The organism is Allomuricauda sp. MMSF_3307, from assembly GCF_030733585.1.
GTDB lineage: Bacteria > Bacteroidota > Bacteroidia > Flavobacteriales > Flavobacteriaceae > Flagellimonas.
This window is the reverse complement of record NZ_JASHIQ010000002.1, coordinates 447,387-471,275: the sequence shown is the minus strand read 5'-3', so window position 1 is coordinate 471,275 and position 23,889 is coordinate 447,387. Positions and strand designations below refer to the sequence as shown.

The 23,889-nt window shown below is 45.0% G+C and carries 13 protein-coding genes; 12 read left to right on the top strand and 1 reads right to left on the bottom strand.

What is annotated here, in order from left to right; genetic code table 11:
• Nucleotides 1–77: 77 nt before the first annotated feature.
• From purL to RBB12_RS06435, 9 genes are all read left to right on the top strand, one after another.
• Nucleotides 78–3,749, top strand: coding sequence for a phosphoribosylformylglycinamidine synthase (purL, locus tag RBB12_RS06475; protein ID WP_306013198.1), 3,672 nt, complete (start codon nucleotides 78–80; stop codon nucleotides 3,747–3,749).
• Nucleotides 3,750–3,875: 126 nt separating this feature from the next.
• On the top strand, nucleotides 3,876–5,645 hold the full coding sequence (locus RBB12_RS06470) for an AMP-dependent synthetase/ligase (RefSeq protein WP_306013199.1): 1,770 nt from the start codon (nucleotides 3,876–3,878) through the stop codon (nucleotides 5,643–5,645).
• A gap of 457 nt (nucleotides 5,646–6,102) precedes the next feature.
• Nucleotides 6,103–6,552: a MarR family winged helix-turn-helix transcriptional regulator gene (locus RBB12_RS06465; protein WP_293282168.1), complete on the top strand. Its 450-nt coding sequence runs from the start codon at nucleotides 6,103–6,105 to the stop codon at nucleotides 6,550–6,552.
• 15 nt (nucleotides 6,553–6,567) lie between these two features.
• Complete coding sequence (locus RBB12_RS06460) at nucleotides 6,568–8,973, top strand: 3-hydroxyacyl-CoA dehydrogenase/enoyl-CoA hydratase family protein (RefSeq protein WP_306013200.1); 2,406 nt, start codon at nucleotides 6,568–6,570, stop codon at nucleotides 8,971–8,973.
• Nucleotides 8,974–9,051: 78 nt separating this feature from the next.
• Nucleotides 9,052–10,242: an acetyl-CoA C-acyltransferase gene (locus RBB12_RS06455; RefSeq protein ID WP_306013201.1), complete on the top strand. Its 1,191-nt coding sequence runs from the start codon at nucleotides 9,052–9,054 to the stop codon at nucleotides 10,240–10,242.
• A gap of 35 nt (nucleotides 10,243–10,277) precedes the next feature.
• Nucleotides 10,278–10,637 carry a four helix bundle protein gene (locus RBB12_RS06450; RefSeq protein WP_313882851.1) on the top strand — a complete coding sequence of 120 codons (360 nt, stop codon included), beginning with the start codon at nucleotides 10,278–10,280 and terminating at the stop codon, nucleotides 10,635–10,637.
• A gap of 40 nt (nucleotides 10,638–10,677) precedes the next feature.
• Nucleotides 10,678–12,489 carry an acyl-CoA dehydrogenase family protein gene (locus RBB12_RS06445; RefSeq protein WP_306013202.1) on the top strand — a complete coding sequence of 604 codons (1,812 nt, stop codon included), beginning with the start codon at nucleotides 10,678–10,680 and terminating at the stop codon, nucleotides 12,487–12,489.
• A 303-nt stretch (nucleotides 12,490–12,792) separates the two neighbouring features.
• Nucleotides 12,793–13,563, top strand: coding sequence for an outer membrane lipoprotein-sorting protein (locus RBB12_RS06440; RefSeq protein ID WP_179384032.1), 771 nt, complete (start codon nucleotides 12,793–12,795; stop codon nucleotides 13,561–13,563).
• A gap of 54 nt (nucleotides 13,564–13,617) precedes the next feature.
• On the top strand, nucleotides 13,618–16,650 hold the full coding sequence (locus tag RBB12_RS06435) for a VPS10 domain-containing protein (protein WP_306013203.1): 3,033 nt from the start codon (nucleotides 13,618–13,620) through the stop codon (nucleotides 16,648–16,650).
• A gap of 209 nt (nucleotides 16,651–16,859) precedes the next feature.
• On the opposite strand, the gene RBB12_RS06430 is transcribed toward RBB12_RS06435, so the two are convergent.
• Nucleotides 16,860–18,659 carry a glycoside hydrolase family 15 protein gene (locus tag RBB12_RS06430; protein ID WP_306013204.1) on the bottom strand — a complete coding sequence of 600 codons (1,800 nt, stop codon included), beginning with the start codon at nucleotides 18,657–18,659 and terminating at the stop codon, nucleotides 16,860–16,862.
• A 103-nt stretch (nucleotides 18,660–18,762) separates the two neighbouring features.
• Between RBB12_RS06430 and RBB12_RS06425 the strand changes: the two genes are divergently transcribed.
• From RBB12_RS06425 to RBB12_RS06415, 3 genes are read left to right on the top strand one after another with little or no spacing between them, the layout of a single operon-like run.
• The gene (locus RBB12_RS06425; protein ID WP_306013205.1) at nucleotides 18,763–20,973 is read left to right on the top strand and encodes a bifunctional alpha,alpha-trehalose-phosphate synthase (UDP-forming)/trehalose-phosphatase; all 2,211 of its coding nucleotides are present in this window, start codon (nucleotides 18,763–18,765) and stop codon (nucleotides 20,971–20,973) included.
• A complete protein-coding gene (locus RBB12_RS06420; RefSeq protein ID WP_306013206.1) occupies nucleotides 20,970–22,493 on the top strand; it encodes a nuclear transport factor 2 family protein in 1,524 nt (507 codons plus the stop codon). Before RBB12_RS06425 ends, RBB12_RS06420 begins: the two co-directional genes overlap by 4 nt.
• 36 nt (nucleotides 22,494–22,529) lie before the next feature.
• On the top strand, nucleotides 22,530–23,861 hold the full coding sequence (locus RBB12_RS06415) for a M28 family metallopeptidase (RefSeq protein WP_306013207.1): 1,332 nt from the start codon (nucleotides 22,530–22,532) through the stop codon (nucleotides 23,859–23,861).
• Nucleotides 23,862–23,889 lie beyond the last annotated feature (28 nt).

Genomic DNA, 23,889 nt, shown 5'->3' with positions numbered 1-23,889 from the left:
ACCCGCCTTTGGTATCTCGAATTACGCCGTAAAATCGTATTTTTGCACTTTCTTAAACCGTTCAACGCAAAGATTGTATGATCCATTTTTTTGGGGACAAGGCGACCAAGGTTTTTGCCGTCCAAACCGCTCAGGAAATCACTCAGGAAGACACGAACAAACTGACATGGTTGTTTGGCAACCAGCCTAAGATTGAAGCGGCGTCACTCGACGCCTTTTTTGTTGGCCCACGTGCCGCTATGGTTACGCCATGGAGTACCAACGCTACCGAAATCACCCAAAACATGGGCATCTCGGGGATTATCCGAATTGAGGAATTCCGCGCTGTTTCAGCAGATTATACCGATTTTGACCCGATGCTCTCCCAAAAATACGCCAGTTTGGGCCAGGATATTTTCACCATCAACATTGTTCCTGAGCCTATTATGGAGATTGATGATATTGCAGCGTACAACGAAAAAGAAGGATTGGCACTCAGCGAGGAAGAGGTGGCCTATCTGGAAGGATTGGCGAAGAAATTAGGACGCAAGTTGACGGATTCCGAAGTCTTTGGCTTCAGTCAGGTAAATTCCGAGCACTGCCGCCACAAGATTTTCAATGGCACTTTTGTGATCGATGGGGTTGAGAAACCTTCATCCCTGTTCAAGCTGATCAAAAAAACATCAGAAGCCAACCCCAACGATATTGTTTCGGCCTATAAAGACAACGTGGCCTTCATCAAAGGTCCAAAAGCTATTCAGTTTGCACCAAAAAGTGCAGACAAACCTGACTTTTACGAAGAAAAGGAATTTGATTCCGTTTTATCCCTAAAAGCCGAAACCCACAATTTCCCGACTACCGTAGAGCCTTTCAATGGTGCTGCAACAGGTTCTGGTGGGGAAATCAGGGACCGTTTAGCAGGCGGAAAAGGATCATTGCCTTTGGCGGGAACCGCGGTTTACATGACTTCCTATTCCCGTTTAGAAGAAAATCGTCCATGGGAAAAAGCGATGAAAGAGCGGGATTGGCTGTACCAAACACCCATGGATATTTTGATCAAAGCTTCCAATGGGGCATCCGATTTTGGCAACAAATTCGGTCAACCATTGATTGCAGGTTCAGTATTGACGTTTGAGCATCAAGAAGAGGCCAGAAAGTTGGGCTTCGACAAAGTGATCATGATGGCGGGTGGTATTGGTTATGGAAAAACCGACCAAGCTTTAAAAGATACCCCAAGCAAAGGAGACAGAATAGTCGTTCTAGGTGGGGACAACTACCGCATCGGGATGGGCGGTGCTGCCGTATCTAGCGCAGATACCGGGGAATTCAGCTCCGCCATCGAATTGAACGCCGTGCAACGCTCCAACCCAGAAATGCAAAAAAGAGCTTCGAACGCTGTCCGAGGCTTGTTTGAAAGTCACGATAACCCCATTGTTTCCATTCACGATCACGGTGCTGGCGGACATTTGAACTGTCTATCCGAATTGGTAGAGGAAACAGGAGGCACCATCGATACCGATAAATTGCCTGTGGGCGACCCTACCCTTTCCAAAAAGGAATTGATCGGCAATGAATCCCAAGAGCGAATGGGCTTGGTCATCGGAGAGAAAGACCTAGACCTTTTGGACCGAATTTCGGCCCGGGAGCGTTCTCCCATGTACAATGTAGGCGAGGTTACGGGCGACCATACCTTTAAATTTACCTCAGGGACCACGGGCGAAACCCCGATGAATTTAGAACTTTCCGATATGTTCGGGAGTTCGCCAAAAACCATCATGGCGGACAAGACCTCCCAACAAAAATATCCGGCCCTGGCCTACTCCTTGGAGCATTTCCATGAGTATTTGGAGCAAGTATTGCAATTGGAGGCCGTAGCCTGCAAGGATTGGTTGACCAATAAGGTTGACCGTTGTGTGGGCGGTCGCGTTGCAAAGCAACAATGTGCGGGACCATTGCAGTTGCCCTTAAACAATTGTGGTGTGATGGCCCTCGATTTTAAAGGAAAAGAAGGTATTGCGACGAGTATTGGGCACTCCCCTATTTCTGCGTTGATCGACCCGGTGGCAGGAAGCAGAAACAGCGTAGCGGAATCCTTGACCAATATTGTTTGGGCACCTTTACAGAATGGTCTTACATCTGTTTCGCTATCCGCAAACTGGATGTGGCCCTGCAGAAACGAAGGTGAGGATGCCCGATTGTATGCCGCGGTCGAATCCTTATCGCAATTTGCCATCGATTTGGGCATCAACGTGCCCACTGGAAAGGATTCCCTCTCCATGAAACAAAAATATAAGGATGAGGAAGTATTGTCCCCGGGGACTGTCATCATCTCCGCTGCGGCCCATTGCGACAACATCAACCAAGTGGTAGAGCCTGTGCTGCAAAAGAATGGCGGTGACATTTATTACATCAACCTGTCCAAGGACAGCCATAAATTAGGCGGTTCATCGTTCGCCCAAATTTTGAACGGAATTGGCGATGAAGCACCTTCTGTTCTGGATGCCAACTACTTGAAGAGTGCTTTCAACACCTTGCAAAAGCTTATTAAAAACGGTCAGGTTTTGGCTGGTCACGATGTAGCCTCAGGTGGTTTGATTACCACCCTGTTGGAACTTTGCTTTGCAGATACTGATTTGGGAGCTGATTTGGATTTGTCCAGTTTGGGCGAAGCTGACATCATCAAACTTCTGTTCTCAGAAAACAGTGGTGTGGTGTTCCAAGCCAAAGATGATTCGGTGGAAGATGAACTGAAAGCTGCAGGTATTGAATTTACCAAAATCGGTATACCAACATCGGAAAACACCTTGAACATCAAAAACAACGGCGTTGAAATAGGACTGAACATTGCTTCTTTGAGGGATACTTGGTTCAAAACCTCCTACCTGTTGGACAACAAACAAACTGCCAACGGTTTGGCCAAAAATCGCTACGACAATTATAAAGAGCAGCCGCTCCAATATGTTTTTCCAAAAGATTTTGACGGCAAGTTCCCGATGACTTCGACTACGCTCAGTCATCGACCCAAAGCAGCCATTCTCCGCGAAAAAGGAAGCAATTCCGAGCGCGAAATGGCCAACGCCATGTTCTTGGCAGGTTTTGATGTGAAGGATGTGCATATGACCGACCTGATTACAGGCCGTGAAACTTTGGAAGACATCCAGTTTATTGGTGCTGTGGGCGGTTTCTCCAACTCCGATGTATTGGGAAGTGCCAAAGGATGGGCAGGTGCCTTTAAATACAATGAAAAGGCCAACAAAGCCCTTAAATATTTCTTTGCGAGACCTGATACGCTATCGGTGGGAATCTGCAATGGTTGCCAATTGTTCATGGAGCTGGACCTCATCAACCCGGAACACGGAACCCATGGTAGAATGACCTACAATGATTCGCACAAGCACGAGAGCAACTTCACCTCTGTCAAAATCCAAGAAAACAATTCGGTGATGCTGTCCAATTTGGCGGGTACTACCTTGGGTGTCTGGATAAGCCATGGTGAAGGCAAGTTCAGTTTGCCACATGCAGAGGACCAATATCACATTGTGGCCAAATATGGCTACGAGGGCTACCCGGCGAATCCCAATGGAAGTGATTACAATACGGCCATGCTTTGCGACAAAACAGGTAGGCACTTGGTGACCATGCCCCATATTGAACGGTCTACCTTCCCCTGGAATTGGGCCCACTATCCAAAGGATAGAACGGATGTGGTTTCACCTTGGCTTCAAGCATTTGTGAATGCGAGAGTTTGGTTGGAGAACTTGGAAGATTAAAAATCCACAGGGTTACTTTCGGCAATAAATTGGGAAATTGGTAAAATTTACCTTAGGTAATTGTTAAATCTGTTTCATTCTTAAAGTCTGATTTGCTATTTTGCAAACGCTTTACACAAACTTACTATGCAAACTGTTACCCGATTATTTGATTTCCCATACTATCAACTTGAGAAGTATCCCTTAGCAAAATCATTGGTCACCAAAAGTGACGGTAAATGGATAGCGACCTCCACACAGGAATATGTGGATAAGGCCAATGCGGTTAGCCGCGCTTTGCTGCGGATGGGCATTAAACCCAACGACAAGGTTGCCATCATTTCCATGACCAATCGAACGGAATGGAACATTATTGATATTGGCATTCTTCAAATCGGGGCACAGAACGTACCTATTTATCCCACCATTTCCGAAGATGATTATGAGTACATTTTGAACCATTCAGAGGCTAAGTTATGTTTTGTCTCCTGCGAAGAGGTTTTTGAAAAGGTAAAGTCCATCCAATCCAAGGCAAAAAATCTGAAGGAAGTCTTTTCTTTTGACGAACTGAAGGATTGCAAAAATTGGAAAGAAGTGCTTGAAATGGGGAGTGATACCTCCAATCAGGATGAAGTGGAAGCATTAAAGAAAGCCGTTAAGGCCGAAGATTTGGCCACCTTGATCTATACTTCGGGAACTACGGGTAGACCCAAGGGCGTAATGCTCTCCCACAACAATATTGTATCCAATGTAATATCGAGCGAAGTGAGGGTACCTTTTGAAACCGGGGGCACCGCATTGAGCTTTTTGCCAGTTTGCCACATTTTTGAACGTATGATTCTTTACCTATACCAATATTGCGGTATTGAGATTCACTTTGCCGAGGGTCTGGATAAGATCAGTGACAACGTAAAAGAAGTAAAACCGGACGTGATGACCGTTGTGCCCCGACTTTTGGAAAAGGTTTACGACGCTATTATTGCAAAAGGGGCAGCACTTACCGGAATCAAAAAGAAATTGTTTTTCTGGGCTGTGGAAACCGGGCTTAAATTTGAGCCTTACGGTGCCAATGGTTGGTGGTACGAAAAGAAATTGGGATTGGCACGCAAACTTATTTTCAGCAAATGGAAAGAAGGTTTGGGAGGCAACCTTTCCGTAATGGTTTCTGGAAGCGCAGCCCTGCAAGCGCGTCTTGCACGGGTTTTTGCTGCTGCCGACATGCCCGTCATGGAAGGCTACGGACTCACCGAGACATCTCCCGTAATTGCCGTGAACGATCAGCGCAACAAAGGTTGGAAGATAGGCACGGTTGGAAAAATTATTGATGGTGTAGAGGTGAAAATTGCCGAAGACGGTGAAATCCTGTGCAAGGGGCCCAATGTGATGATGGGCTACTACAAAGATCCTGAAAAAACAGCGGAAGTGATGACCGGGGAGTATTTCCATACCGGGGATATCGGTGAGATAGATACCGAAGGCTTTTTGCGCATCACGGACCGCAAAAAAGAAATGTTCAAAACCTCTGGTGGTAAATACGTAGCTCCGCAGTTGTTGGAGAATCGATTTAAGCAATCCCGTTTTATAGAGCAAATCATGGTCGTGGGCGAAGGTGAAAAAATGCCTGCTGCCCTTATCCAGCCCAATTTTGACTTTGTCAAGGAATGGGCCAAGCGGCATAAATTGGAACTGGGTTCCAATGCCGATATTGTGAAAAATGAAAAGGTGATTGAACGTTTCCAAGAAGAAGTGGATTGGGCAAACCAAGAGTTTGCCAAATGGGAAAAGGTAAAGCAATTTAGGCTCACCCCCGATATTTGGACCGTGGAAGATGGACACCTAACCCCAACCATGAAGCTCAAGCGTAAGCCTATCAAGGAAATGTACCTCGAACTTTACAACGATATTTACGGACATTGATCAGTTAACAGTGAGCAGTGAGCAGTGAGCAGTGAGCAATAATTACTGATTAATTGTCATTTCGAACGAATGTGAGAAATCTCATGTACCGTTATTATATTCAATAAAGAAGGTTCCAAAAATGACTGTCATTCTGAACGTCCCGAAAGCTATCGGGATGAAGCATCTCTCAAATGATAGTTGCCAGTAATAAAAAAACCAACGGAAATCCGTTGGTTTTTTAGTTTGAATCCATGCGATCTTATCAACTTATAGCGACGCTTTGAACCAAATTAAACAGGTGATTTAGCCTTAGTTCGTCTAGAGTTTTCAAAACGATGGTGTCAATCAGAGTATCTCAAAAATAATATCTGATATACCATGCTTCCATTTGGAAGAAAATTTAGTTGCACTTAACCTAAATTTATTATGCATGCATAATAAATTTTTATATATTTGAGAACACCAAACCAGTTCCATGAAAGATTTGACCATTGATCACGCCCTTAGGGCTACTTGGCAAGCTGTCAGTAAAATGTACAACGAAGAGGCCAAAAACTATGGGCTCACCATGGCCATAGGCTTTACGCTGTTGAGCATTGATCCTAAAGGTGGGACGCCCAGTACCACCTTGGGACCAAAAATGGGGATGGAAGCGACCAGTTTGTCCAGAATATTGAAAAATATTGAAGAGAAAGGATACATACAACGAAAACGTAACCCTAACGACGGACGTGGAGTCCTAATTTACTTGACGCCGCTGGGACTGGAAAAAAGGGAAGAGTCCAAAGAAGTGGTACTACGTTTTAACAAGGTTGTCAAAGAACATACCTCGCAAGAGGACCTATCGGGTTTCTTTAAAGTTATAGAAACCATCAACAAACTCATTTCAGACAAGAAAATCTATCTAAAAACAACTAATAATTAAATTTCAAACGCGCACATGAAAAGGCATATAAACAAAGTTGCCGTAATCGGTTCCGGAATTATGGGAAGTGGCATAGCGTGCCATTTTGCGAACATCGGGGTCGAGGTATTGCTCTTGGACATTGTTCCCCGTGAAATCAACGACCAAGAAAAGGCCAAAGGACTTACCTTGGAAGATAAGGTGGTCCGTAATCGATTGGTAAACGATTCCTTGGCTTCCGCCCTCAAATCCAAACCCTCCCCTATTTACCATAAAAAATTTGCAGATCGTATCTCTACCGGGAATTTGGAAGACGATATTTCCAAAGTAGCGGATGTAGATTGGATCATCGAGGTGGTCGTGGAGCGCTTGGACATTAAAAAACAAGTATTCGAAACCTTGGACAAGCACCGTACACCGGGAACGCTGATTACTTCCAACACTTCGGGAATCCCGATTCGATTCATGAGCGAAGGAAGAAGCGAGGATTTCCAAAAACACTTCTGCGGCACCCACTTTTTCAATCCCGCACGTTACCTTAAACTTTTCGAAATCATACCTGGACCAAAAACATCGGCCGATGTATTGGACTTCTTAAATGGGTATGGGGAACAATTCTTGGGCAAAACCTCAGTGGTTGCCAAGGACACCCCAGCTTTTATCGGTAACCGAATCGGAATATTCAGTATACAAAGTCTGTTCCATGCCGTTAAGGAAATGGGCATGACGGTGGAGGAAGTGGATAAGCTGACAGGTCCAGTTATTGGTCGACCCAAATCCGCCACCTTCCGTACGGTTGATGTAGTTGGACTCGACACTCTTGTGCATGTGGCCAATGGTATTTATGAGAACTGCAAGGACGATGAACGCCATGAACTGTTCCAGCTGCCCGATTTTATCCAAACCATGATGGACAATAAATGGTTGGGCAGTAAATCCGGACAAGGATTCTACAAAAAGGTAAAAGGAGACAATGGCAAGAGTGAAATCCTGACCTTGGATTTGGATACCATGGATTACCGTTCCAAAAAGAGTGCAAAATTTGCAACCTTGGAACTCACCAAGACCATTGATAAGGTCATAGACCGTTTTCCTGTATTGGTTGATGGTAAGGACAAGGCCGGAGAATTCTATCGTAAGAGCTTTGGAGCCCTATTCGCCTACGTGACCCACCGTATTCCAGAAATTACGGACGAATTATACAAAATAGATGACGCCATGAAAGCCGGCTTTGGTTGGGAACACGGGCCATTCCAAATTTGGGATGCTGTGGGACTCGACAAAGGTTTGGAATTTATCAAGGCAGAAGGTCTGGAAGCAGCCCCTTGGGTAGCGGAGATGAAAGCAGCGGGAATGGATTCCTTCTACACCGTTAAAGAAGGCAACACCTATTTCTACGATATTCCCACGAAGACTATGGAGAAAGTTCCAGGTCAGGATGCCTTTATTATTTTGGACAATATCCGAAAAACCAAGGAGGTCTTTAAAAATAGCGGTGTGGTTATTGAGGATTTGGGTGATGGCATCCTAAACTGTGAATTCCAGTCCAAAATGAACACCATTGGTGGCGACGTACTCGCCGGTTTGAACAAAGCGGTAGACCTTGCCGAAAAGGATTTTGCAGGTTTGGTTATCGGAAACCAAGCGGCCAATTTCTCCGTTGGCGCCAACATCGGAATGATTTTTATGATGGCTGTGGAACAGGAATACGATGAGCTCAATATGGCCATCAAAATGTTCCAAGATACGATGATGCGCATGCGCTACAGTTCCATTCCAACCGTAGCTGCTCCCCACGGTATGTGCCTGGGAGGAGGCTGCGAACTTTCGCTTCATGCTGATAAGGTAGTGGCCGCGGCCGAAACCTATATTGGATTAGTGGAATTTGGTGTGGGCGTGATTCCAGGTGGCGGCGGTTCCAAAGAAATGGCGCTCCGTGCATCGGATACCTTCCGAAAAAATGATGTGGAGCTCAATGTGCTTCAGGAGTATTTCTTGACCATCGGTATGGCCAAAGTATCTACCTCGGCCTACGAAGCCTTCGATTTGGGTATCCTTCAAAAAGGAAAAGACGTGGTTGTGGTCAATAAAGACCGTCAGATAGCAACAGCAAAAGCCTATGCGAAAATCATGGCTGATGCAGGCTACACCAAACCTGTGAAGCGCAAGGATGTCAAAGTGCTTGGAAAACAAGCTTTAGGTATGTTCTTGGTAGGTACCGATTCTATGGAAGCGGGACACTACATTTCGGAACACGACAAAAAAATTGCCGATAAATTGGCCTACGTCATGGCTGGCGGCGACCTCTCCGAAGCGACAATGGTAAGCGAACAATATCTTTTAGATTTGGAACGGGAAGCCTTTTTATCCCTTTGTACCGAAAGAAAAACATTGGAACGCATCCAGCACATGTTGAAAACGGGGAAACCCTTGAGAAATTAGACACAAGAATCAAGACAAAAGAGCCAAGACCTAAAATCCTGACTCTTGGTTCTTGAATCTAAAAATCAAAAAGAAAGAATGAAAACAGCATACATAGTAAAAGGATATAGAACAGCCGTGGGCAAAGCGCCAAAGGGACTGTTTCGGTTTAAGCGACCTGACGAACTGGCCGCCGAAACCATCGAGTACATGATGAACGAGCTGCCCCAGCTCGACAAAAAGCGTATTGATGACGTTATCGTTGGAAATGCCATGCCCGAAGCCGAACAAGGTTTGAACATGGGACGGCTCATCTCCCTGATGGGATTGAACATCGAAGATGTCCCCGGGGTGACCGTGAATCGCTATTGCGCATCTGGATTGGAGACCATTGGCATTGCTACGGCGAAAATCCAATCAGGAATGGCGGATTGCATCATTGCAGGTGGTGCAGAAAGCATGAGCTACATTCCCATGGGAGGTTACAAACCTACCCCGGATTACGCTACTGCTAAGGCAGGTCATGAGGATTACTACTGGGGCATGGGACTTACAGCCGAAGCTGTGGCCCAGCAATTCAAAGTTTCCCGTGAAGACCAAGACGAATTCGCCTTCAACTCCCATATGAAAGCGCTGAAAGCACAGGAGGAAAATCGTTTTCAGGACCAAATCGTGCCCATTGAGGTGGAACACACCTTTGTGAACGAGGCAGGAAAGAAAGAGACAAAGACCTACACGGTCAACAAAGATGAAGGTCCAAGGAAAGGGACTAACATCCCAACCTTGAACAAATTGAGACCCGTATTTGCCGAAGGTGGAAGCGTTACGGCAGGTAATTCATCCCAAATGAGCGATGGCGCGGCCTTTGTAATGGTGATGAGCGAGGAAATGGTAAAAGAGCTGAATCTAGAACCTGTTGCCCGATTGGTGAATTATGCCGCTGCAGGTGTGGAACCAAGAATTATGGGAATTGGCCCCGTAAAAGCTATTCCAAAGGCCCTAAAACAGGCTGGATTGAAACAAGACCAAATAGACCTTATCGAATTGAACGAAGCCTTCGCTTCACAATCCTTGGCGGTAATTCGCGAGTTGGGACTCAACCAAGACATCGTAAACGTTAACGGTGGAGCCATAGCACTAGGTCATCCCCTTGGTTGTACTGGGGCCAAATTATCCGTTCAACTTTTTGATGAGATGCGAAAACGCGACATGAAAGGAAAGTATGGCATGGTAACCATGTGCGTGGGTACTGGCCAAGGAGCGGCGGGAATATTTGAGTTTTTGAACTAATCGCGAGAACCAGGAGTCAAGAAACAAGAACCAAGATGATGGGAAGACATAATTTCAAAAAACTCAAAATCTGGCAAGAAGCAATGGACCTGGTGAAGGAAACCTATAAAATCATTGATGAATTTCCCGATGTGGAAAGATTCAACCTTTCTTCACAATTAATTCGTTGCGCTGTTTCTATTCCTTCAAATATAGCCGAGGGAACCAGTAAATCAACAAACAAGCATTTCAACAAATATATTGAGAATAGCCTTGGTTCTAGTTTTGAGTGGGAAACGCAATTAATTGTTGCATCGGGTCAGAATTATATTTCAAAAGAAAAATTTGAACTTTTAGAATCTAAAATTCAACAACTACAGAAAATGATTTCAAGGTTTCAAGATGGTTTAAAGTAAGTCCTGATTCTTGTCTCCTGAATCTTAAATCTTATAAAGTATGAGCACAGAAACAATAAACAAAGAAATTTTAAGGGGTGGTCAATTTTTGGTCAAAGAGACCAAATGTGAGGACGTTTTCACCCTTGAAGACCTCAATGAAGAGCAAAAGATGATGCGCGAAAGCACCAAGGAGTTCGTAGACAGAGAGCTATGGGCACACTGGGAGCGTTTTGAGAAAAAAGACTACGCCTACACCGAAGAATGCATGCGAAAAGCAGGTGAGCTAGGTCTGCTGAGCGTAGCCGTACCAGAATCGTATGGTGGTATGGGAATGGGCTTTGTGTCCACCATGTTGGTGTGTGACTACATTTCTGGGGCCACAGGGTCATTCAGCACAGCATTTGGAGCGCACACCGGAATTGGAACTATGCCAATAACCCTATATGGAACTGAGGAGCAAAAACAAAAATACGTTCCCAAATTGGCCAGCGGTGAGTGGTTTGGCGCCTATTGCTTAACAGAACCAGGAGCAGGTTCGGATGCCAACTCCGGTAAAACCAAAGCTGTTCTTTCAGAAGATGGGAAGTATTACAACATTACAGGACAAAAAATGTGGATTTCCAATGCAGGGTTCTGCAATCTGTTCATTGTATTTGCGCGTATTGAAGATGACAAGAACATCACGGGCTTTATTGTTGAAAACGATCCAAGCAATGGCATCAGCTTGGGCGATGAGGAAAAGAAATTAGGTATCCACTCCTCCTCTACCCGACAAGTATTCTTCAACGAGACCAAAGTACCCGTAGAAAATATGCTTTCCGAGAGAGGCAATGGATTCAAAATCGCCATGAACGCCTTAAATGTAGGTCGTATCAAATTAGCTGCCGCTTGTTTGGAGGCACAACGCCGTGTGATCAACGAGGCCACGAAATATGCCAATGAGCGTGTTCAGTTCAAAACACCTATCATCAATTTTGGAGCTATAAAAGCAAAAATTGCCGACATGGCCACCAATGCTTATGTGGATGAGGCTGCATGCTACCGTGCCGCCAAAAATATCGAGGATAGAATCGCCATTCGCGAAGCCAGCGGTAACTCCCATCAAGAAGCGGAACTGAAAGGTGTAGAGGAATACGCTATCGAATGCTCTATTTTGAAAGTAGCCGTTTCCGAGCACGTGCAACATACTACGGATGAGGGGATTCAAGTTTTTGGAGGTATGGGCTTTAGCGCTGATACTCCAATGGAATCGGCATGGAGAGACGCTCGAATCTCTAGAATTTATGAAGGTACGAACGAAATCAACCGTATGCTTTCCGTAGGCATGTTGGTAAAAAAAGCCATGAAGGGCCATGTGGACCTTTTAGGGCCAGCCACTGCCGTGGGTGAAGAGTTGATGGGAATTCCATCTTTTGACACTCCTGATTTTTCAGAATTGTTGTCCGAAGAAAAGGACTTGATAGCTCGATTGAAGAAAGTATTCCTGATGGTCGCCGGTAGTGCCGTTCAAAAGTTTGGACCCGATTTGGAAAAACACCAAATGTTGTTGATGGCCGCTTCGGATATCCTGATTCAAATCTATATGGCAGAATCAGCCCTCCTTAGAACCGAGAAAAATGCAAAACGCTTCGGTGAAGAGGCACAAGCTACCCAAATCGCCATGTCCAAGCTGTATTTGTACAGGGCGGTGGACATCATCCAACAAAAGGCCAAGGAAGCCATCGTATCCTTTGCCGAAGGTGATGAACAACGTATGATGTTAATGGGACTTAAAAGATTCACAAAGTACGCTAACCAGCCCAATGTGGTAAAACTTAGAACGCAGATTGCGGACAAAGTGGCCGCTGACAATGGGTATACCTTTGACTAATCCCAATAATCATGGGGAATACACCCTCCAAGATTTGAAAACGCCCCGACCGGGGCGTTTTTTTTTGTGAACACCGCTGAATAAATTGCCCTTCATTTTCCAATGCATCAGGGGTTACAGCAACTTAATTCCAGATATCTATTTCGACATGTGCTTTGTGCGTTGAAAACAGTATTTCGGTCTCCGGAAACGCAAACTGAAAAAATGTTTGTGCTCTCTTGTATTTTCTATCAAATCTTTTCTAAAATGATGTAACAATTTCATTATTTTTAATACTAATCATTACAACATAAAAACTTAAAAATGAAAGCGTTAAAATTAACCATTACACTTATCGCTGTTGCCCTGGCCATGCCGCTTCAGGCGCAAACTGCGGATGAAATCATTGAAAATTATTTTGAGAACACGGGTGGACTCGACAATTGGAAAAATTTAGAGGGCATCAAAATGACCGCCAAAGTGAACCAAGGCGGTATGGAAATTCCTTTGGAAATCTATAATCTAAAAGATGGTCGCCAAATGACGAAAATTACCTTTCAGGGTAAGGAAATCAAACAAGGAGTATTTGATGGAGAAACGCTCTGGAGCCATAATTTTATGACCATGAAAGCGGAAAAATCGGATGCCGAGGAAACCTCCAATTTTAAACTGAACACCAACGACTTTCCTGATTCCTTTATTGACTACAAAGAAAAAGGGTACACCGTTGAGCTTCTTGGCACCGAAACTATCGATGGAACCGAGACCTTCAAGATAAAACTGGTCAAAGAACCCATTACCATTGATGGTACGCAACAGGATGATGTTTCGTATTACTTTTTTGACAAGGATAATTTTGTACCCATCGCAATGCAGTCCGAAATTAAATCAGGACCAGCCAAAGGACAGGTTAGCGAGGTAACCATGAGCGATTATCAAGAAGTAAATGGCATGTACTTTCCGTTTTCCATGACACAGGGCGTAAAGGATGGTCAAGCGCAGCCTATCACCATTGACAGCATCGAACTCAACCCTGCCATTGCAGATACTGAATTTGCTTTCCCAGATGAAGTGGGCGAGACTGAAAAAAAATAAAATCCGATACCAAGGCCCTATCTTTTTAGGGTCTTTTTTTTAAACTGATATGGAATGAAAAAACTACAATATGTTTGGACCGTTCTTTCGGTCCTATCTATGGCTGCGGGATACTCCCAAACCTTGGAAGAAATTGACGGCAAAGCGCTTTTTGGTGATTTGACAGCACGACATATAGGGCCTGCACTGATGAGCGGGCGTATCAACGACATGGAAACCCACCCGACCAATAGCCGCATTGTATATGCCGGGACCGCTGGCGGCGGGGTATGGAAATCCAGTGATGGCGGAGCAACCTTTAATCCCATTTTTGACGATTACTGCCAATCGATCGGAGCAGTGGCACTGGACCCCAACGACCCAGACAATATCATCTATGTAGGTACTGGGGAAACATGGACCAGAAATAGTGTATCCATTGGCGATGGACTTTATAAAAGCACGGATGGTGGCGCCAACTGGAACAAAATAGGATTTGAAAAATCGGAACGGATTGCCAATATCATTGTAAACCCAAACAACTCCCAAGAAATTTATGTTGGGGTTTTGGGAGCGCTTTGGGGCGATAGTGAAGAACGTGGCGTGTACAAGTCCTCCGATGGAGGAGCAACCTGGGAACAGCTTTTGTACGTTGATCCAAAAACAGGATGTGCCGATTTGGCCATGGACCCTACAAATCCCGACATCCTATACGCTTCTATGTGGGAATTCCGAAGAACAGGCTGGTCTTTTGAGTCCGGTGGCGACAAAAGTGCGCTCTACAAATCTACGGATGGAGGAAAGACTTGGAACAAAATCCACAATGGCTTCCCAGCAGGAAAATTGGGCCGATTGGCCATTGCAGTGGCACCTTCAAACCCCAACGTGCTTTACACGGTCATCGAAGCAGAAAAGGACGAGCGTAAAGGCCTGTACCGCAGTAATGATGCCGGTGCCTCTTGGGAACAGTTGAACAACGATTTTGGGATTACGGTAAGACCCTTCTATTTCTCAAGGATTGTCGTCGACCCAAAAAATGAGGACGTAGTTGTGAAAGGCGGTTTAAGTGGTTCCATTTCCAGAGATGGTGGAAAAACATTTAAGAACCTAGGAAATATGCACTCCGATATTCATGATATGGTGTTCAATATCAAAGATTCGGATATCATGTACGTAGGAACCGATGGAGGTGTTTATCGCACCTGGGATGGCGGTACGACCATGGAAATTGTGGAAAACCTTCCACTTTCCCAGTTTTATCAAGTTAGTGTGGACGATGCCGAACCTTACAATGTATATGGAGGGTTACAGGATAATGGCTCTTGGTGGGGACCTTCCTCCTCACCAAATGGTGTTGAGGCACGTGATTGGAATTCCATAGGTGCCGGTGATGGTTTCCGTGTGTTGAAGCATCCCACGAAACCCATCATTTATTCAGAAATGCAGGGAGCTGAAAATGTGTGGCGCATCGACACGGAACGGCAATTGACCAAGACCATTCAACCACTTCCCGTAAGCGAGGACCAAAAACTACGCTGGAATTGGAATGCACCGATGGCAATCAGCGCACATCAACCAGACCGTTTTTACATGGGCAGCCAATACCTGCATAAATCGGAAGATATGGGAGATACTTGGGAGATCATCTCGCCCGACCTGACCACAAACGACCCTGCCAAGCAGAATCAAGAAGATTCTGGCGGACTTTCCATGGATAATTCAGGGGCGGAAAACCATACCACCATTTTTACCATTGCCGAATCCACATTGGATGAAAACGTCATCTGGGTAGGTACAGATGATGGGAATGTTCAAGTGACCCAAGATGGTGGCAAAACATGGACGAATACCGTGGCCAACATTCCCGGTCTACCGAAAAACACATGGTGCTATCATATTGAAGCCAGTGTTTTTGACAAAGGTACCGCCTATGCTGTTTTCGATGGTCATACCATGAACGATATGACGCCCTATGCCTTTAAAACCACGGACTTTGGTAAAACATGGACGAGTATAATTTCTGATGATGTGGTCGGTTTCGCCAGAAACATTCAGGAGGACTACGAAAATCCAGACCTATTGTTTCTAGGAACTGAATTTGGGCTGTACATCACTATGGATGGTGGAAAGAATTGGAAAAAGTTCACCAACAACATGCCCGCAGTGGCCGTTCACTTTATCGAACTACATAAAAAGACCAACGATTTGGTCATGGGCACACACGGTAGAGGAATAATTATTTTGGATGACATATCCCCTCTTCGAAGCATCAATAATGAAGTATTGGGAAAAACATTGCATTTTTTTGATACCCCTGATACCGAAATTAGCGAGACCAGTTCCTTTGGTGGAAATTTTGGGACGGAAACCCAATTTGTGGGGAACAATAAGACCAACGATGTCCAAATCAAATACTATCTCAACAAAAGGCACACCTTTGGGAAAATGACCATGGTGATTGAAGACATGGAAGGTAACCAGATTGCCGAATTAGGTCCGGGTAAATCAAAAGGCATTAACGTGGTCAATTGGAACTACACTCGAAAAGTACCTAAAGTCGCCAAAGGAAAAACCTTTAGTTTTGGTGGGTTTACGGCACCAAAGGTACCCGCGGGCACCTACAAGGCCGTCATTACCAAGGGAAAGGAAACATTTGAGCACACCTTTAATCTTGTGTATGACAAGAACTCGCCCTTAACGGAAAAAGACCGTGAACTCAAGGAAGCAACCACCATGAAATTATACGATATGACCCAAGAGCTTGCCTACTTGGTCTATGAATTGGATGAAATCATGGAAAATGCGAATACCGCTGGTGACAAAAAAACGGCAGAGAAATTAAATAGTCTAAAAGAAACCTTGGTCATTACCACTGGCGATAATTATGTGGGCACCGCGGAACCACAATTACGGGAACGAATGGCCGATCTGTATAGCAAGGTCGCCTCAAACTATGACAAGCCCTCCGCTGCGGAGCTTAAAAATTTGGAAGTGATAGCAGAACGGTTCAATACCGCTAAAACGGATTTTGCCAAGTTGAAAGATAAATACCTTAAAAAGCAGGCTGTATCCTTGATGACTTTTGAAGATTTCTTGGAAAGTAAATAAGTCGTCTTTTGAACAACCTAAAAGAGGCTGTCCAAAAAAGCTATTATCTGTCAGTTCGAGCGCAGTCGAGAACTTAAAGTCCATTGACAATCAATGGGTTTCGACTGCGCTCAACCTGACGAGGTTGAAATATTATGCTTTTTAGACGGCCTCTTTTTTAAAATCCCTTGTTCAGGTATATCTAAGCATGGTTCGAATACTCCTCTAACCTACCCGATGGATTCCAATATTTTTTCGTCCTTCTGTTTGGTGGAAAAGTTGATTGCACATTCAATCAATGCCAAGTGTGAATATGCTTGCGGGAAATTGCCCAACAAACGTTTGGTCTTAAAATCGATATCCTCACTAAAGAGTCCCAAATGATTACTGTAGCCCAACAAACGTTCAAAGTGTTCCAAGGCCTTCTCCTCTTCCCCTATTTTGAACAGGGCGTTGATGAACCAAAAGGTACAAATGGTAAAAGAGGACGAAGGCAATCCAAAGTCATCCTCGTTCTTGTATCGGTACAGCAAACCGTCGTTGCTCAATCCCTCTTCGATTGCCTTAACGGTGTTTACGTACTTTGGGTCCTTGGCATGAATAAACCCGTAGGGCTCCATTAAAAGCACCGAAGCATCCAAGTGTCGGGAACCATAGCTTTGTACGAAAGCATTGATGTCACTGTTCCAGGCGTTATCGTGAATGTCTTTCTTGATTTTTTGTTCAAGGGCTACCCATCGTTCCAATTTTCGGGTCTTGCCGAACATTTGAGCCACCTTTATGGCCCTGTCAAGCGCCACCCAGCACAATACTTTGGAAAAAGTGAAGTGTTTGTCCTCACCTCGGAATTCCCAAATACCTTTGTCCGGCTCCTCCCAGTGTTTGCCCACAATCCAAACAATACCTTTGGTAATGCTCCAAAGCTCCTCCACATTTTCAATATCGTTACTGAAATTGCGCAACTGTTCGTAGATCACATCCATCAAAATGCCATAAATATCATTTTGACGCTGTTTATAAGCTGCATTTCCAATACGGACGGGTTTGGAGCCTTTATACCCATCAAAATGGGCCAGTGTCCGTTCCGTTAAGGTTTTTTCCTTGTTGATGCCATACATAATCTGAAGTTTTTCGTCCTTGTCGGGCATCAAATCAATGATAAACTGCAGATAACGCTTCGCAGAATTCTTGTGTCCCAGCTCCGAAACCACTTTAATGACCATGGAAGCATCCCGAATCCAACAAAAACGATAGTCCCAATTCCTTACTTCACCAATGGTCTCTGGCAAGGAAGTGGTGGCTGCTGCCAAAACCGCCCCCGTTTTGTCGTAAGTCAGCATTTTTAGGGTAATGGCACTACGGATGATTTCATCCTTGAACTTTTGATAATCGGGAGTTTTTGCGGCCCAATCCAACCAATACACCTTGGTTCGTTCCAGTTCCAATCCCATGGTATCGGTGGTAGGCTTAATGATTTTTTCGTTGTAGCATATCAAAAAGTAACCATCCTCCTGCAACACAATTTCCTCACCGGCCAAAACAGCTTCTTTATCAAAAGATGTATATAGAAAAAGCGTATCGTACTTCAATTTGTGGGTAAGACTGGCGATAAAGTCCTCCTTCACATAATGCTTGGTCTCTCCCAGTCCGTATTCCAACTTGGGGTCGTAGTTGACCGTAAATTTTGGAGACCCCGACACATGCTTGATATAACGGATAATCTCGGGCTGCGCCTTGTATTTTCCGTTCATTTTATGGTGGCGCGGCATAAAGTCGTGCACCTCAAAAACATTGTCACCCTCGGTAAAACGCGTAATGAGAATGGCAGTGTTCCGGTAATACTCCTGTTCCACGGAATAATCCCCTTTGGGATGCACCTCAAAACTACCGCCTTTTTGTTCATCCAACAGCTTGGCAAATATCGAAGTAGAGTCAAACTGCGGCAAACAGCACCAGTCTATGGAGCCTTCTTTGGAAATCAATGCCGCGCTTCTGCAATTTCCTATAATTCCGTAATTCAAGTTGTCCATAGCTCAAAAATTCTCAAAAGGGTTCGAATGAATTGGTTTTGCGCTCGAATTTCCCGATTTTTAAAGAAAGAAAAAATTAAAATACGTCAAAAATCACCGATTCATGGCCAAAACTATCATAATCTCAAATCGACTACCCGTTCAATTACAAATTAGCAATGGAAGCCTTACCGCAATTCCGAGCGTTGGAGGATTGGCCACGGGAATGAAATCCGTACACAGCGGAGGGGAAAGTCTCTGGATCGGTTGGTCCGGCCTTACCGACGAGGAAACCCCGGAAGAGCTGGAAGTTGAAATTGATGAGGCCCTAAAGGAACATGGTTGCGCCAAGGTAAAGCTCAACTCAGATGAAATAGATGGGTTTTACTATGGATTCAGCAATCGGACCATTTGGCCGTTGTTCCATTATTTTTTGAAGTATTCGGAGTTTGAACTCAACTTTTGGGATACCTACAAGGCCGTAAACCAAAAATTCGCCGACGCCATTATCGAAAATTCGGATGAAGACGACACCATTTGGGTGCACGATTACCAATTGATGCTGGTCCCGCAGATGGTCCGCGAAAAACGGCCCAACACCACCATTGGCTTCTTTTTGCACATTCCCTTCCCATCCTTTGAGATTTTCCGGACCTTACCTTGGCGTGAAGAAATTCTGGAAGGTTTATTGGGCTCCGACCTCATTGGATTCCATACCTACGATTACGAAAGGCACTTTTTAAGTTCCGTTCGCAGACTTATTGGTTTGGATGTGAGCTTCAATGAGATTTATCTGGAAAACAGGGTGATCAAAGTGGACTCCTTCCCCATGGGCATCGATTACAAAAAGTTTAGGGACGCTGCTGTTCTTCACGATTCCAAAAGCATGGAAGAGCGAAGCGATCTGCAGTTGCGTTTGGATAACCACAAAGCATCGGCACCGGACACCAAATTGATCCTCTCCATAGACCGCTTGGATTATAGTAAGGGAATCGCCAAGCGTATCAATGCCTTTGAGTATTTCCTTCAAAAGTATCCGGAGTACAAAGAAAAGGTCCGGTTAATTATTTTGGCGGTACCGTCCCGCTCCAACGTACCACAATATCAATTGTTGAAAAGAGAGGTGGATGAGCTGGTAGGTCGCATCAACGGAGAACTCTCCACGGTGAACTGGACACCTATTTGGTATTTTTACCGTTCCCTTCCTTTTGAAAGTTTGATCGATCTGTACACCTCTAGTGACATTGCCTGGCTTACCCCGCTTCGGGATGGAATGAACTTGGTGGCCAAGGAATATATTGCCACACGAACGGATAAATCCGGGGTGTTGATCTTGAGCGAAATGGCCGGCTCCGCCTACGAAATGAACGAAGCCCTCCTCATCAACCCGAATAATTTTGAACAACAGGCAGATACGCTAAAGCAGGCCTTCAATATGCCCTTGGACGAGCAGATTGCCCGAAACACCTTTCTCCAAAAACGATTGGAACGTTACAATGTTGAGGTGTGGGCCAATGAGTTTATGAATGCACTAAAAGAGAATCGCGACTTGGGAAAAGCTTTCATTTCCGAAAAAATGTCATCCGAAATATTGATATCCATAGAAGAGGCCTACGCCAAATCAAAAAAGCGATTGCTGTTCTTGGATTACGACGGCACCCTCGCAGATTTTCACAAGGACCCACAGCAAGCTTCCCCCGACGATGAACTGTATGAACTGTTGGACGCCTTGAATCAGCAGGAAAACACTACGGTATTTTTGATCAGCGGAAGGGACAAGCAAACCTTTGGCCGCTGGTTTTTGCCCAAAAACTACAACATGATCGTGGAGCATGGGGTGTGGATTTCCAGAAATGGGGAAGAATTTAAAATGCTGGAACAGGTAAAGGGCGAGTGGATGAAAAAAATACGTCCAGTGTTGGAATCCTTCGTGGACCGCACACCGGGCTCCTTTATTGAAGAGAAAAACTATTCATTGGCCTGGCATTATCGAAACACCGACCCTGATTTTGGGACCAAGCGGGCAACGGAACTCAATACGGTATTGCGAAGTTTGATCGGCAATGACGATATTAGCGTTTTGAACGGGAACAAGGTCATGGAAATCAAAAGCAGCAATGTGAACAAAGGGCGGGCCGCCACGCGAATGTTGAGCGAGGACGACTACGACTTTGTCTTTGCCATTGGGGATGACTGGACCGATGAATTCATGTTCCAAGAACTACCCGATTCTGCCATTACGGTAAAAGTGGGACTGAAGAAAACCCAGGCCAAGTACCATGTGGAGAGCACCAGAAAGGTAAGGGAACTTTTAAAACGATTTACACGACCATGATGAGAGCATTAGTGCTTTTTTGCTTCCTGTGTTCCATCCATGGATGGTCGCAAATGGAGACAGAGGTCTATTTGTTTGACCTCGATATGAGCAACGGAAAGCCTGTTTTGAGCAATCCGAAAAACATTTCCAATAATCCGGGTTATGACAACCAACCCTCTTTTTGGGATGATGACCACGTCCTTTTTGCCTCCACACGCGAAGGTCAAACGGATGTGCTTCAATTCAATGTGAGCGAAGGCAGTACCTCTTCATGGTTGACCTATACCACAACGGGTAGCGAATATTCTCCTCTTCGTATTCCTGGAAAAAGGGCCATTTCCGCCATTCGGCTGGATGTGGACGGACTGCAACGGCTGTATGAGTATGACCTCAAAAATAGCACCTCCGAACCGCTTTCGGAATTAAAAATCGGTTACCATGTTTGGTTTGATAAGGAAGTGTTGGTCACAACGGTTTTGGTGCAAAACCGAATGGATTTGGTGATCATCGACCTGGAACAAGGCACCCATACGACCGTTTTTCAAAACGTGGGGCGATCCTTGCACCGAATACCGGGCAGTGATTTAGTCAGCTTTATCAGTAAAAAGAACGCCAATTGGGAAATACGATCTCTAGACCCCGCAACTGGTGATACTAAAAAAATAGCGGACACCTTTGGACAGCAAGAGGATATTTGTTGGCTGAACGGAGAAACGATACTGACCGGGGCCGGCAAAAGACTGTTGACATTGGATGTGGACGCTGATGATGCCGATTGGGAGACCGTAATGTCCTTTGGATTGGAAGAAATCAACAATATCAGCCGCATCGCGATAAGTCCCAATGGCAAACGGCTCGCGTTTGTGGCGGAGGATTCCCCAGCAAAAATTATCCAAAAACAGGTAGAGGCCTTTAACAGCGGGAACTTGGATGCATTTGTATCCTGCTACACCGAAAATGTGGAAGTGCAGCGCTTTCCCAACGAAAAAATGTACCAAGGCACGGACAACGTGCGAGACAACTATGAACGCTTCTTCGAAAACGTGAAACAATCGAGCGTGGAAGTCGTGAATCGTATCGTTCTCGGAAACACTATAATTGATGAGGAAAAGACCATGGTCGATGGCAGGGAAGGTCATCAAGTGGCCATTTACAAAGTGGAGAACGGGCGTATCGCTTCGATGACGTTTGTCTTTCCCGATGGGCCCCTGACCGATGCGGAAACCATTGTTCAAGAGCAATTGGACGCCTACAATAACCGTGATATCGATGCTTTTGCCGACACCTATGCTGAAGGCATTGAACTCTATAGTTTTCCAAACTCCCTTAACTCGAAAGGCAAATCCAAATTAACACAGCAATACAGCACATTCTTTGACAACACACCCGATTTACACTGTGAAATTCAGAATAGAATCGTTATCGGAAACAAAGTAATCGATCACGAATCGGTAACTGTCAACGGAAGAATTATCGAGGCGATTGCCATTTATGAAGTTGAAAATGGCGAAATTGTCAAAGTTACCTTTATTCAATAATGAAATAATCCATAAAACTAACTAAACCTCATGAAAATGAAGAATACACTTACGCTCCTTATGTTGACCATTGGGTCTATCGGCTTTTCCCAAACCGATACCCGAATTTACGATATCATCAATGCAGTCTCGGCCGAACGCATTGAAAGTGATGTGACTACGCTGGTCAATTTTGGAACAAGACATACTTTGAGTGATACTGTTTCAACAACCCGTGGTATCGGAGCTGCCCGAAGATGGATCAAATCAGAATTTGAAAAGATTTCAGGCGATTGCAATGATTGTTTGGAGGTGTTTTATCAAAAAAATCTTATCCCCAAAGGAGATAATGCCCGAATCGTAAAGGATGTGGAAGTGGTTAACGTCGTTGCCATTCAGAGGGGAACCAAGTTTCCCAATCGATTTATTATCATGAGCGGTGATATTGATTCCCGTGTAAGCGACCCGACCAACTACACTTCAGACTCTCCCGGAGCCAACGATAACGCCAGCGGTATGGCCGGTACCATTGAAGCCTCTAGGGTTTTGTCCAAATACCAATTCGAAAGCAGCATCATTTATGTGGGGCTCTCTGGTGAGGAACAAGGACTTTATGGTGGAAAAGGCTTGGCCGAATACGCCAAGGAAAAAGGATGGGACATTGTGGGCATCCTGAACAACGATATGATCGGCAACATTTCAGGAGTAGATGGCGTAGTTAGCAATAGGGATTTCCGAATCTTTTCGGAACCAGTTCCACCTACCGAAACGGAGCAAGAGCGTCGGGCAAGACGTTTTTATGGAGGAGAAGTAGATGGGATTTCGCGTCAATTGGCTCGATATGTCTACAAAACCACCAAAACCTACATGCCCGAAATGAACCCTATGATGATCTATAGACTGGACAGATTTGGTAGAGGGGGACACCACAGACCTTTTAATGATCTTGGCTATGCTGGTATCCGAATTATGGAGGCCCATGAAAACTACACCCAGCAGCACCAAGATATTCGGGTGGAAGATGGTATTGCTTACGGTGATGTTTTGGAACATGTGAATTTTGAATATGCCAAAAAACTAACGGCTGTGAACGCCATCAACCTAGCCTCCATTGCTTGGGCGCCACCGGCTCCAGAAACTGTAGAAATTGGGGGAATTGTGGAACCAAGCGCCAAATTGCGTTGGAGCAAGGTGGAGAACGCTGTGGGTTATAAAATTTATTGGAGGGATACCACCTCCCCCACTTGGGATAATTACAAGTACGTAGGCGATGTAAATGAACACACCCTGGAAGGGATTGTCATCGATAATTTCTTCTTTGGCGTTGCCGCTGTGGGCAAGGATGGCCATGAAAGTCCCGTGGTATTCCCGAACAAGATATTTAGGTAACTAAGCAATCTCCTTTCAAAGGAACCCA